General features: G+C 55.0%; 15 protein-coding genes and 1 riboswitch. Of the genes, 10 read left to right on the plus strand and 5 right to left on the minus strand.

Annotated elements, in window-relative coordinates; genetic code table 11:
* Positions 1 to 85: 85 nt before the first annotated feature.
* Positions 86 to 496, minus strand: a complete 411-nt coding sequence (gene psiE / locus LGL98_RS23580) for a phosphate-starvation-inducible protein PsiE (RefSeq protein WP_025713351.1) — start codon at positions 494 to 496, stop codon at positions 86 to 88.
* Between the two features lie 144 nt (positions 497 to 640).
* Between psiE and LGL98_RS23585 the strand changes: the two genes are divergently transcribed.
* Positions 641 to 1150, plus strand: a complete 510-nt coding sequence (locus LGL98_RS23585) for a GNAT family N-acetyltransferase (RefSeq protein ID WP_136029718.1) — start codon at positions 641 to 643, stop codon at positions 1148 to 1150.
* Positions 1151 to 1158: 8 nt separating this feature from the next.
* Entirely contained in the window at positions 1159 to 1614 is a 456-nt protein-coding gene (locus LGL98_RS23590; protein WP_136029716.1) for an acyltransferase, read from the plus strand.
* Positions 1615 to 1661: 47 nt separating this feature from the next.
* On the opposite strand, the gene pgi is transcribed toward LGL98_RS23590, so the two are convergent.
* Entirely contained in the window at positions 1662 to 3311 is a 1650-nt protein-coding gene (pgi, locus tag LGL98_RS23595; RefSeq protein WP_012543196.1) for a glucose-6-phosphate isomerase, read from the minus strand.
* A 350-nt stretch (positions 3312 to 3661) separates the two neighbouring features.
* Positions 3662 to 3897, plus strand: a riboswitch (Lysine riboswitch).
* 179 nt (positions 3898 to 4076) lie between these two features.
* On the opposite strand from pgi, the gene lysC reads away from it, so the two are divergent.
* Entirely contained in the window at positions 4077 to 5426 is a 1350-nt protein-coding gene (lysC, locus tag LGL98_RS23600) for a lysine-sensitive aspartokinase 3 (protein ID WP_136029714.1), read from the plus strand.
* A gap of 139 nt (positions 5427 to 5565) precedes the next feature.
* Positions 5566 to 6495 (plus strand): ketopantoate/pantoate/pantothenate transporter PanS, encoded by a 930-nt coding sequence (gene panS / locus LGL98_RS23605; protein ID WP_136029712.1) that lies wholly within the window; start codon positions 5566 to 5568, stop codon positions 6493 to 6495.
* 36 nt (positions 6496 to 6531) lie between these two features.
* Here the strand turns inward: panS and LGL98_RS23610 are convergent, their stop codons facing one another.
* Positions 6532 to 6870 carry a helix-turn-helix domain-containing protein gene (locus tag LGL98_RS23610; RefSeq protein WP_025713355.1) on the minus strand — a complete coding sequence of 113 codons (339 nt, stop codon included), beginning with the start codon at positions 6868 to 6870 and terminating at the stop codon, positions 6532 to 6534.
* Positions 6867 to 7223, minus strand: coding sequence for a type II toxin-antitoxin system RelE/ParE family toxin (locus LGL98_RS23615; RefSeq protein ID WP_136029710.1), 357 nt, complete (start codon positions 7221 to 7223; stop codon positions 6867 to 6869). Before LGL98_RS23615 ends, LGL98_RS23610 begins: the two co-directional genes overlap by 4 nt.
* 199 nt (positions 7224 to 7422) lie before the next feature.
* On the opposite strand from LGL98_RS23615, the gene LGL98_RS23620 reads away from it, so the two are divergent.
* Entirely contained in the window at positions 7423 to 7695 is a 273-nt protein-coding gene (locus LGL98_RS23620) for a YjbD family protein (protein ID WP_136029709.1), read from the plus strand.
* Here the strand turns inward: LGL98_RS23620 and rluF are convergent.
* Entirely contained in the window at positions 7692 to 8567 is an 876-nt protein-coding gene (rluF, locus tag LGL98_RS23625) for a 23S rRNA pseudouridine(2604) synthase RluF (protein ID WP_136029707.1), read from the minus strand. The two genes, LGL98_RS23620 and rluF, sit on opposite strands and share 4 nt — an antisense overlap.
* A gap of 349 nt (positions 8568 to 8916) precedes the next feature.
* On the opposite strand from rluF, the gene LGL98_RS23630 reads away from it, so the two are divergent.
* The 5 genes from LGL98_RS23630 to LGL98_RS23650 all read left to right on the plus strand — a co-directional run bounded on the left by LGL98_RS23630 (position 8917) and on the right by LGL98_RS23650 (position 12514).
* The gene (locus LGL98_RS23630; RefSeq protein ID WP_168435219.1) at positions 8917 to 9864 is read left to right on the plus strand and encodes a sugar-binding transcriptional regulator; all 948 of its coding nucleotides are present in this window, start codon (positions 8917 to 8919) and stop codon (positions 9862 to 9864) included.
* A gap of 70 nt (positions 9865 to 9934) precedes the next feature.
* The gene (locus LGL98_RS23635; protein WP_002884614.1) at positions 9935 to 10738 is read left to right on the plus strand and encodes an SDR family oxidoreductase; all 804 of its coding nucleotides are present in this window, start codon (positions 9935 to 9937) and stop codon (positions 10736 to 10738) included.
* Between the two features lie 9 nt (positions 10739 to 10747).
* Positions 10748 to 11155, plus strand: coding sequence for a mannose/fructose/sorbose PTS transporter subunit IIA (locus LGL98_RS23640; RefSeq protein ID WP_136029703.1), 408 nt, complete (start codon positions 10748 to 10750; stop codon positions 11153 to 11155).
* Positions 11155 to 11649 (plus strand): PTS sugar transporter subunit IIB, encoded by a 495-nt coding sequence (locus LGL98_RS23645; protein ID WP_025713360.1) that lies wholly within the window; start codon positions 11155 to 11157, stop codon positions 11647 to 11649. Before LGL98_RS23640 ends, LGL98_RS23645 begins: the two co-directional genes overlap by 1 nt.
* A gap of 64 nt (positions 11650 to 11713) precedes the next feature.
* The gene (locus LGL98_RS23650; RefSeq protein ID WP_136029701.1) at positions 11714 to 12514 is read left to right on the plus strand and encodes a PTS mannose/fructose/sorbose transporter subunit IIC; all 801 of its coding nucleotides are present in this window, start codon (positions 11714 to 11716) and stop codon (positions 12512 to 12514) included.
* Positions 12515 to 12524: the final 10 nt, after the last annotated feature.

Genomic DNA, 12524 nt, shown 5'->3' on the forward strand with positions numbered 1-12524 from the left:
GTCAATGCCACTGCTATCCTCAACTGGACCCTACATAAATTTTATTTGTGACTGTTGGTCAGCGGCCCTGGAGGCCGCTTTTTTTTTATTCGCGTTTCAGGCGATTGGAGTTACACAGCCAGAGCGTAATCACCAGGATCAGGATCGCCGCGGAGTAAATGAGCACCGCCAGCGGCGATTCATGATCGATGATGATCAGACGCACAATCGCGGTGATACCGATATAGACGAAATAGCGCAGCGGGAAGTGGAACCCCGACTGAAAATACTTGACGATCAGCGCGATAAACTCGAAGTAGAGGAAGTAAACCACCAGACCTTCCACCAGCCGGTATTTACTGGTTGGCTCCGGGGTAAAGAGGACATCGGCCAGATGCAGCGTCTCTTTCCCGAGGAAGACGATCAAAATAATCCCCAGACACAACAGCCCAAGATTTAAAACCGTTTGCATCGCAGTGGCGATAAAATTCACCAGAGGGCGATAAACCGACGACATACATTCACCTCATCATTATGATTCTTTGAGACCTGTATAACGCAAAAATGTGATCCAGATCGATATTATTCGCTAACTTTTTGCCACCCTCGGCCAGGATGTAACAATCACAGGCCAGACGGACGGGGTAAAAAGGAAACAACCATGCTAAAAATTCGTACCGCACTGGCAGAGGATGCGGCTTTGCTCAACGAAATGGGTAATGCCAGCTATCGCCATCACTTTGCTCACCACTGGCATAACGCCAATGAACTGGCGCATTACCTGCAACAAGAGTATTCCCTGGCCTCGCTGCAACGTAGCCTGACCGATTCGCAGTGCTGTTGGTTGATTGCTGAAGCCCCCCACCCTGTCGGCTTTGCTAAGTACACCTGTTGTCAGGCGTTGAGTGCCGAAGGTCCGTCCGGCACGCTGCTGCACAAGCTCTATCTGCTGCCGGGTGAGACCGGCCACCGCTACGGCGAGCAGATATTTCACGCCGTCGAGACGCGAGCAAAAACGGCCGGTGAAAGCTGGCTGTGGCTGGAGGTACTCGCTGATAATCCCGCCGCGCGCCGTTTTTACGAACGCCAAGGGATGCAGCACGTGAAAGATGTCACCTTTCATTCCGCCAGCCAGCGAAGCACCTTACATATTCTGGCCAAACCAATCTGAGAGGCAGTATGCATATCCTTCGGGAAACGGCGATCCGCAACGTCACCAGCGGCGAAAACGTGGTGATCTACCAGCCCGCCAACCTCTACGACTGTATCCTTGGCGATAACGTGTTCGTCGGGCCATTCGTTGAGATCCAGGGCAATACCCGCATCGGTGCGAACAGTAAAATTCAGTCCCACACCTTTATCTGCGAGTACGTCACCATCGGCCAGCGCTGCTTTATCGGTCACGGCGTGATGTTTGCCAACGATCTGTTTCGCGAGGGTAAACCAAACGCCGACCGCGCCAGCTGGGGGCGGATCGAGATTGGCGATGACGTGTCGATCGGCAGCGGCGCCACGATTCTGGCCGTCAGCATCTGCGACGGTGTGGTGATTGGCGCGGGCAGCGTGGTGACGAAGTCCATCACCGAGAAAGGCGTGTGGGCGGGGAATCCAGCCCGCCTGCTGCGGCGGCTGTAAAAAAATGCCGACCATAAGGTCGGCATTCCGTCTTAGCTGCGCAAGCGTTAGGCGCGCCAGGCTTTATAACGGTTAATCAGACCGTTAGTGGAGCTGTCGTGGCTGCTGACTTCGCTGCCGTCTTTCAGTTCCGGCAGGATGCGGTTAGCCAGCTGTTTGCCCAGCTCAACGCCCCACTGGTCGAAAGTGAAGATGTTAAGGATGGCACCCTGGGTGAAGATTTTGTGCTCGTACAGAGCAATCAGCGCCCCGAGGCTGAACGGGGTGATCTCACGCAGCAGGATGGAGTTAGTCGGGCGGTTGCCTTCGAACACTTTGAACGGCACCACGTGCTCCAGAGTCGCCGGATCTTTACCCTGATCGCGATATTCCTGCTCTACCACTTCACGGGATTTACCGAAAGCCAGGGCCTCGGTCTGGGCGAAGAAGTTGGACAGCAGCTTCGGATGATGGTCGGACAGCGGGTTGTGAGTGATAGCCGGAGCGATGAAATCGCACGGTACCATTTTGGTGCCCTGGTGGATCAGCTGGTAGAACGCGTGCTGGCCGTTGGTGCCCGGCTCGCCCCAGATAATCGGGCCAGTCTGGTAGTCCACCGCGTGGCCGTTACGATCAACATACTTACCGTTGGACTCCATGTTGCCCTGCTGGAAGTAAGCGGCAAAGCGGTGCATGTACTGGTCGTACGGCAGAATCGCTTCGGTTTCTGCACCAAAGAAGTTGTTGTACCAGATACCGATCAGCGCCAGCAGCACCGGCAGGTTTTTCTCCGCCGGAGTGGTGGAGAAGTGCTTATCCATCGCATGCGCGCCGGACAGCAGCTCAACAAAGTTGTCGAAGCCCACGGAGAGAATGATGGACAGACCAATCGCTGACCACAGGGAGTAACGGCCGCCCACCCAGTCCCAGAATTCGAACATGTTGGCGGTGTCGATACCGAATTCGCCAACCGCTTTCGCATTGGTGGAGAGCGCCGCGAAGTGTTTGGCCACGTGCTTGTCGTCGCCCGCGGTCGCCAGGAACCAGTCGCGCGCGCTGTGGGCGTTGGTCATGGTCTCCTGAGTGGTGAAAGTCTTGGACGCCACCAGGAACAGGGTGGTTTCCGGGTTGACGTTCTTCAGCACTTCGGCGATGTGGGTGCCATCGACGTTAGAGACAAAATGCATGTTGAGGTGGTTTTTGTACGGACGCAGCGCTTCGGTCACCATGAACGGACCAAGATCGGAGCCGCCGATGCCGATGTTAACCACATCGGTGATCGGTTTGCCGGTGTAGCCTTTCCAGCTGCCAGAGATAATCGCTTCGGAGAACGTTTTCATTTTCTCCAGCACAGCGTTCACTTCCGGCATCACATCTTTGCCATCAACCACAATCGGCGTATTGCTGCGGTTGCGCAGCGCGACGTGCAGTACCGCGCGATCTTCCGTACGGTTGATCTTCTCGCCAGAGAACATCGATTTAATGGCGCCTGCCAGGTCAGTCTCTTTCGCCAGGTCCTGCAGTTTAGCCAGCGTCTCTTCGGTGATGCGGTTTTTGGAGAAGTCCACCAGCATCAGATCGTCGAACGTCGCGGAAAACTTGGAAAAACGGTCGCTATCTTTGGCGAATAGCTCGCTGATAGTGACATCTTTCATTTCGTCGAAGTGTTTCTGTAATGCCTGCCAGGCAGAGGTCTGCGTTGGGTTGATGTTTTTCATTAGCAATACTCTTCTGATTTGAGATTGTGACTTCGGTCGATTGTAGCGCCGGTGGCGGAAAATTGTGATGATTTTTGTGACTTGTCCCTGACCCGGGTCAGGAATCGGTTCAAAACGGAGTAAAAAAGCCCCATTAGTATAGCTATCATAAGGCTTTTTTCTGTTAGCCGCAGGGGCATGAAAAATCCGCATAACCGCAGCGTTGACATAGCTGGTGTTAAGCCTTTATATATCCGCAGTGCTTACGTATTGGTAGGTATCTATTGCTCGCGCATTTCACGCTACAGCGAAAGGGTATTCGTGGGGGATATAATGTCCCGGCTCCCCCGGCCAGGTGAAAGACGTCGGTAATTGCCAGAAGAGGTGCGTTGCCCAGGTAACCGTATTGGAGGAACCAGTCCGGGGAAAATACGTGAGGGGGAGCAACGCCGAGGTGAAAGAGCGTCTGGTCGCGCTCCTCACCGGCCACAGGGGCTGAATCCCCTGGGTTGTCACCAGAAACGTTCGCAGTCGGGCGTTTCATACCCGAACACCTCAGCGCCCAAAGCGGTGAGTCGGGTCTACAAGGTGGAGCACTTCTGGGTGACATCGTAGTTGTTTATCACTCTGCGCCACCCTGTTTATCGCTCTTCCCTTGTGCCATGGCTGAATAATTTGGCCTGGCTTATTAAGACATTTTGTTGCGATCCGGCGGCGTCCAGCCCCTGCCAGGATCGGTGGTCAGGAATCGTTTTAATAAGTCAGGCCCCCTGACACGAGGTTGTTATGACAGATCTAGTCGTCGCCAAATTCGGCGGCACCAGCGTTGCTGATTTTGACGCTATGAACCGCAGCATCGATGTAGCGCTGCTCGATGCCAATACCCGTATTGTTGTGCTCTCCGCCTCTGCCGGCGTGACCAACATTCTGGTGGCCTTAGCGGGAGGGCTGGAACCTACCGAACGTTTTTCCCAGCTGGATGCCCTGCGCCAGATCCAGTTCAATATTCTGGAGCGTTTGCGCTATCCCAACGTGATCCGCGAAGAGATTGAGCGCCTGCTGGAAAATATCACCACGCTGGCGGAAGCCGCCGCGCTCGCCTCCTCCACCGCCCTGACCGACGAACTGGTCAGCCATGGCGAACTGATGTCTACCCTGCTGTTTGTGGAAATTCTGCGTGAGCGTGGGATTCAGGCGCAGTGGTTTGACGCCCGTAAGGTGCTGCGTACCAACGATCGTTTTGGCCGCGCCGAACCGGATATCGCCGCCGTCGCCGAACTGACTCAGCTGCAGCTGGCGCCGCGCCTGGCGGAAGGCCTGGTGGTGACCCAGGGCTTTATCGGCAGCGAAGCAAAAGGCCGCACCACCACCCTCGGCCGCGGCGGCAGTGATTATACCGCCGCACTGCTCGGCGAAGCGCTGAATGCCACCCGCGTCGATATCTGGACCGATGTCCCGGGGATCTATACCACCGATCCTCGCGTGGCGCCGGCGGCGAAACGCATCGACGTCATCGCCTTTGAAGAGGCGGCGGAAATGGCCACCTTTGGTGCCAAGGTACTGCATCCGGCGACCCTGCTGCCTGCCGTGCGCAGCGATATCCCGGTGTTTGTCGGCTCCAGTAAAGAGCCGAAAGCGGGCGGTACCCTGGTGTGTAAAACCACTGAGAACCCGCCGCTGTTCCGCGCGCTGGCGCTGCGTCGTCGTCAGACGCTGCTGACGCTGCACAGCCTGAATATGCTGCACTCCCGCGGCTTCCTCGCCGAAGTGTTCGGTATTCTGGCGCGCCATAATATCTCCGTCGATTTGATCACCACCTCCGAAGTGAGCGTGGCCCTGACGATGGACACCACCGGCTCGACCTCTGCAGGGGACACCCTGCTGACTCAGGCGCTGCTGACCGAGCTCTCTTCGCTGTGTCGCGTGGAAGTGGAGGAAGACCTGGCGTTGGTGGCCCTGATTGGCAATGCGCTGTCGAAAGCCTGCGGCGTCGGCAAAGAGGTCTTTGGCGTCCTCGAGCCGTTTAACATTCGCATGATTTGCTATGGCGCCTCCAGCCATAACCTCTGCTTCCTGGTGCCTGGCGCCGATGCGGAGAAGGTTGTGCAGAAGCTGCATCATAATTTGTTTGAATAAAATTCATTAGCACGATAAACAATACCTATAGCCGGGCTCGAACCCGGCTTTTTTATAACAACATCAACACAACCAGCTGACCTGCTCGCCGCCCCATCGGGATGGCGCGGCCCGGTTCGCGTATCGCAAGGAACACAACATGCTCGCAACTCTGACGCGGCTGTTCCCGTTATGGGCACTGCTGCTCTCCGTTCTGGCTTATTACACCCCCACCACCTTCACCCCAATTGGCCCATGGGTGACCACCCTGCTGATGCTGATCATGTTCGGTATGGGCGTACATCTGAAGCTGGAGGATTTCAAACGCGTCCTGTCGCGACCAGCGCCGGTCGCTGCGGGGATCTTTCTCCATTATCTGGTGATGCCGCTCGCCGCCTGGCTGCTGGCGCTGCTGTTTCACATGCCGCCTGAGCTTTCCGCCGGGATGGTGCTGGTCGGCAGCGTCGCCAGCGGGACTGCCTCCAATGTGATGATCTTTCTTGCCAAAGGGGATGTGGCGCTGTCGGTGACCATCTCCTCGGTCTCCACCCTCGTCGGCGTCGTAGCGACACCGCTGCTCACCCGTCTGTACGTCGACGCCCATATTCAGGTCGACGTCATGGGCATGTTGCTGAGCATTCTGCAAATTGTGGTCATTCCCATCGCGCTGGGACTGATTGTCCATCATCTGCTGCCGAAGGTGGTGAAAGCGGTAGAGCCGTTCCTGCCCGCCTTCTCGATGGTGTGCATTCTGGCGATCATCAGCGCGGTGGTGGCGGGTTCCGCCGCCCATATCGCCTCCGTCGGCCTGGTGGTGATTATCGCGGTGATCCTGCATAACACTATTGGCCTGCTTGGCGGCTACTGGGGCGGACGTCTGTTTGGTTTTGATGAATCCACCTGCCGTACGCTGGCGATCGAGGTGGGAATGCAGAACTCCGGCCTGGCGGCCGCGCTGGGTAAAATTTACTTCGGCCCGCTGGCGGCACTGCCGGGCGCGCTGTTCTCCGTCTGGCATAACCTGTCCGGTTCGCTGCTGGCCGGGTACTGGTCAGGGAAACCTATCGCCAGAAAAACCGACAAACGCTAAGCGTGATACGTCCGGGCGCAGGCCCGGACGTGTGCGTTATCCAATCTGCAAACGTACTGGTTTACCTAACTTCATTAACATCATGACTAACGCATCCAGGGTAAACTTACTGGTTTTCTGGTTGACCACATCTGAAATACGCGGGCGCGAAATGCTCAACTTCGCGGCAGCATCGGCCTGCTTCAATTGATGTTCATCTATCCACTCAGCGATTTCCTGCATTAACTGTCGTTTAAGCGCTATCAACTGCTCAACTTCTTTTTCCGCTTGTCCCCGAAGCTGCTCTGCGTCAGCATCATCAAAGCCCAGTTCACTGAATATATTGCTCTCTTCAGAGGTCACATGACGGATACCATCCACACTCTTACGATTCATTTATGACTCCTGTGTTCCTGCTGTATAACCTGCAAACGGCTTCTGACAATCTGTTTTTCGTGTTCGGCGGTACGTCGCGTCTTTTTGTTAAAACAGTGCAGGACATATATCGCCTCTGCAAAACGGGCCAGATAAATTACCCGATATGTACCGGAAAAGTGGCGCAGGCGGATTTCTTCAACGCCCCGCCCCAGTTGAGGCATCGCTTTCCAGTCCGCAGCCTCTAAACCCGACTGTAAACGATAAAGCTGGAATCCGGCATCTCTGCGGACGTCCTCAGGAAACTGGCGCAGATCGTCAAAGGAAGAGCCCATCCAGACGATACGCCTTAATCTCTGTTGCTGATTGAGCATACCACATCCTTGTATAAAATTTTATACATCACCCACCCAAAATATGTCGTCGTTGGACGGAAGACGTGCCATTACCCTAAGCCAGACCCGCTCACTGGTCACGAACGAGGGAAATATTCTGCGAGGCGCTTTCCGGATGCGTTCTATTTTGCGCTGATTGCCTTACACTGGGTGCTCTGGTCTGACTGAGGGCACCACCATGGCACTCCCCCGTATTACACAAAAAGAGATGACCGAGCGCGAACAGCGCGAATTGAAAACGCTGCTTGACCGCGCGCGTATTGCGCATGGCCGCCCGCTGAGCAATGCGGAAACGAACAGCGTGAAAAAGGAATATATCGATAAGCTGATGGCGCAGCGTGAAGCGGAAGCGAAGAAAGCCCGCCAGCTGAGAAAACAGCAGGCGTATAAAACGGATAAGGAAGCGACCTTTTCCTGGTCGGCGAATACGCCGACCCGCGGCAGGCGTTAACGCCCTTTCTTTTTACGTCCCGGCTGGGTGAAACGTTTCCCGTTACCAGCCGGGCGACTCTTATCGTTGCTATTTTCCATCTTCACCACCGGGCGCTTAATCCCGGGAGTCGCCGCTTTGGCCTTCGGCCTGGCTTTCGGCTTCGCTTCGGAAGAAGAATTTTCAATCAGTTTGAACAGGTCGATCAGCTCGTCATCGGTCAGATCGCGCCACTCTCCCAGCGGGATCCCCGTCAGGCTGACATTCATAATCCGCGTACGCTCAAGCTTCGTCACTTCATAGCCAAAGTGCTCGCACATACGACGGATCTGGCGATTCAGCCCCTGCACCAGAGTGATGCGGAAAACGAACGGCGCCTCTTTCTTCACTTTACATTTTTTCGTCACCGTCCCGAGAATCGGCACCCCCGCGCCCATCCCGCGAATGAACTCATCGGTCACCGGCTTATCGACCGTCACCAGATACTCTTTTTCATGGTCGTTGCCGGCGCGCAGGATTTTGTTTACCAGATCGCCGTGGTTGGTGAGGAAGATCAGCCCCTGAGAATCTTTATCCAGACGGCCGATAGGGAAGATACGCTTGCTGTGGTTGACGAAATCCACAATGTTGTCGCGTTCGCCATCTTCGGTGGTGCTCACAATACCGACCGGCTTATTCAGCGCAATCAGCACCAGATCATCCGCTTCACGCGGCTCAATCAACCGTCCGTTAACTTTGACTAAATCACCAGGCTTCACCTGATCGCCAATGGTGGCGCGCTTGCCATTAATAAAGACGTTGCCTTGTTCAATAAAGCGGTCCGCTTCGCGACGCGAGCAGATGCCGCTTTCACTGATGTATTTATTTAATCGGGTTGATGAGTCGGGCAGCATAGATTCTCCTGTAAAAGCGAAATATACCCTACCTTGTGGGCGAGAAAAAAGATGTGCCTTTGCGCCCGCCGGCGCAAGGTGTGATCGACTACGCCTTTTTTCACAAAAGTGTCCCGCTCAACGCCTGGCAACTTTGCATGATGAAATATCACAGAATCAGCGATTTAGCGTGCAATGCACAAAGGTGCCAACAACCCGCTATTGATAACGCAAATGTGCAAGATTATTCGCCAGATTAGGGTGATGAAATAAAAGAAAATCCCTTTAAACGGCGGCTCTAATAGGGTTATATCAGATCAACAGCACAAACCCGCGATTTGCACAAATGTGCAGGAGCCAGCAGATGACTATGGAAAACAGCGATGATATCCGGTTGATTGTTAAAATCGCCCAGCTCTATTACGAGCAGGATATGACCCAGGCGCAAATCGCTCGCGAGCTGGGGATCTATCGCACCACCATTAGTCGCCTGCTGAAGCGCGGCCGTGAGCAGGGCATTGTCACCATCGCCATCAACTATGACTACAACGAAAACCTGTGGCTCGAACAACAGCTCAAGCAAAAATTTGGTCTGAAAGAGGCGGTGGTTGCCAGTAGCGATGGGCTGCAGGAAGAAGAACAGCTGAGCGCGATGGGCCAGCATGGCGCCCAGCTTGTCGATCGGTTGCTGGAACCCGGCGATATCATCGGTTTTTCATGGGGCCGCGCCGTACGTTCGCTGGTGGAGAACCTGCCGCAGGCCAGCCAGTCACGCCAGGTGATCTGCGTCCCCATCATCGGCGGGCCTTCCGGTAAACTGGAGAGCCGCTACCATGTGAACACGTTAACCTACGGCGCGGCAGCCAGGCTGAAAGCGGAATCCCACCTTGCCGATTTTCCAGCCCTGCTGGATAACCCGTTGATCCGCAACGGCATCATGCAGTCCCAGCACTTTAAAACCATCTCATCCTACTGGGACAGCCTGGATGTCGCGCTGGTGGGTATTGGTTCACCGGCCATTCGCGACGGCGCAAACTGGCACGCCTTCTACGGCAGCGAAGAGAGCGACGATCTCAACGCCCGCCACGTCGCCGGGGATATCTGCTCGCGTTTCTACGATATTAACGGCGGGTTAGTCGATACCAATATGAGCGAAAAAACGCTGTCGATCGAAATGGCGAAGCTACGCCAGGCTCGTTATTCCATCGGCATCGCCATGGGGCAAGAGAAATACTCGGGCATTCTTGGCGCATTGCATGGACGCTATATTAATTGTCTGGTGACAAACAGAGAAACGGCTGAATTATTACTGAAATAACACACAGGATATGATTTCACGCAGCACGCGCTGCGGGGGATCCCTTTATCTAAAGAAATGGGAGAGCATAATGAACACTTGGTTAAATTTAAAAGATAACGTCATTATCGTAACCGGTGGCGCCTCAGGAATTGGGCTGGCTATTGTCGATGAATTATTATCCCAAGGCGCACATGTCCAGATGATTGATATTCATGGCGGCGATCGCCATCACAATGGCGATAATTATCATTTCTGGCCGACGGATATTTCCAGCGCGACAGAGGTACAGCAGACTATCGATGCCATTATTCAGCGCTGGTCGCGTATTGATGGCCTGGTCAATAACGCCGGCGTGAATTTTCCACGTTTATTAGTCGACGAAAAAGCACCGGCCGGCCGCTATGAATTAAACGAAGCCGCTTTTGAAAAAATGGTCAATATCAACCAGAAAGGGGTGTTTTTCATGTCGCAGGCGGTGGCGCGTCAAATGGTCAAACAGCGTGCCGGGGTGATAGTAAATGTTTCTTCGGAGAGCGGCCTGGAAGGCTCTGAAGGTCAAAGTTGCTACGCCGCGACCAAGGCCGCGCTCAATAGCTTTACCCGCTCCTGGTCCAAAGAATTGGGTAAATATGGGATCCGCGTGGTCGGCGTTGCGCCGGGGATCCTCGAAAAAACCGGCCTGCGGACGCCGGAATATGAAGAAGCGCTGGCCTGGACGCGCAATATCACCGTCGAGCAACTTCGCGAGGGATATACCAAAAACGCCATTCCCATCGGACGGGCAGGAAAGCTCTCGGAAGTGGCTGATTTTGTTTGCTATCTCTTGTCAGCGCGCGCCAGCTACATCACCGGAGTCACCACTAACATTGCCGGCGGAAAAACGCGCGGTTAAGGAGGAAGTATGGTTCACGCTATCTTCTGCGCCCACGGCCAGCTGGCCGGGGCCATGCTTGATTCGGTACGCATGGTCTATGGCGAGGTTAACGTCAGCGCCGTCGCGTTTGTCCCCGGTGAAAACGCGGCGGATATCGCCGTTAACCTGGAAAAGTTAGTAAGCGCCCACACCGATGAGGAGTGGGTAATCGCGGTAGATTTACAGTGCGGAAGCCCATGGAATGCCGCAGCCGGTCTGGCAATGCGTCACCCGCAGATCCGGGTGATTAGCGGCCTGTCGCTGCCGCTGGCGCTTGAGCTGGTGGATAACCAGCATACCCTGAGCGCCGATGACTTATGTCAGCATCTGCAAACCATTGCCAGCCAGTGCTGTGTGGTCTGGCAGCAGCCAGAAACCGTTGAGGAGGAGTTCTGATGCATATTACGCTCGCCCGTATTGATGACCGACTCATTCATGGCCAGGTCACCACCGTCTGGTCAAAAGTCGCTAACGCCCAGCGGATAATTATCTGCAATGATGAGGTATTTAACGATGAGGTTCGCCGGACCTTGTTGCGCCAGGCGGCCCCGCCAGGCATGAAGGTAAATGTTGTCAGTTTGGAAAAAGCGGTAGCGGTCTATCATAACCCGCAATATCAGGATGAGACCGTCTTTTATTTATTTACCAATCCACACGATGTTTTAACGATGGTGCGCCAGGGCGTGCAGATCGCCACGTTAAATATTGGTGGCATGGCCTGGCGACCCGGAAAAAAACAGCTAACCAAAGCCGTTTCTTTGGATCCGCAGGATATTCAGGCATTCCGTGAACTCGATAAACTGGGCGTAAAACTTGATTTACGCGTGGTCGCATCAGACCCGTCAGTCAATATTCTCGACAAAATTAACGAAACGACTTTCTGCGAATAAAAAATAGCGCCTGTTGTGATATGCCGTAGCAGGCAGGTTAACTCACACCTTAAAGGTCAAAATTATGGAAATTAGTACCCTACAGATAATAGCCATATTTATTTTTTCCTGTATTGCCGGAATGGGCAGCGTGCTGGACGAATTTCAGACCCATCGACCCCTTATCGCCTGTACCGTGGTTGGCCTCATCCTGGGTGATTTAAAAACCGGGGTTATGCTTGGCGGCACGCTGGAGCTGATCGCCCTCGGCTGGATGAACGTGGGGGCAGCGCAGTCGCCAGATTCGGCGCTGGCCAGCATTATCTCCGCCATTCTGGTGATTGTGGGCCACCAGAGTATTGCCACCGGCATCGCCATTGCCCTGCCGGTGGCCGCCGCCGGGCAGGTGCTGACCGTTTTCGCCCGCACCATTACCGTGGTGTTCCAGCACGCCGCGGACAAAGCGGCCGAGGAGGCGCGCTTTCGCACCATCGACCTGCTGCATGTCTCCGCGCTGGGGGTGCAGGCGCTGCGCGTGGCGATCCCGGCACTGGTGGTTTCGCTGTTCGTTAGCGCGGACATGGTCAGCAGTATGCTTAGCGCGATCCCGGAATTCGTCACTCACGGTCTGCAGATCGCCGGCGGTTTTATTGTCGTCGTGGGCTACGCGATGGTGCTGCGAATGATGGGCGTGAAGTACCTGATGCCCTTCTTTTTCCTCGGTTTTCTCGCTGGCGGTTATCTCGACTTCAGCCTGCTGGCTTTCGGCGGCGTGGGCGTCATCATCGCGCTGATCTACCTCCAGCTCAATCCACAGTGGCGTAAGGCTGAACCCGCCGCCTCCACCGCCCCCTCTGCACCCGCCCTTGACCAGCTTGACGACTAACGGAGCCGAA

It is taken from the genome of Klebsiella africana (genome assembly GCF_020526085.1).
In the GTDB taxonomy this organism is placed as follows: domain Bacteria; phylum Pseudomonadota; class Gammaproteobacteria; order Enterobacterales; family Enterobacteriaceae; genus Klebsiella; species Klebsiella africana.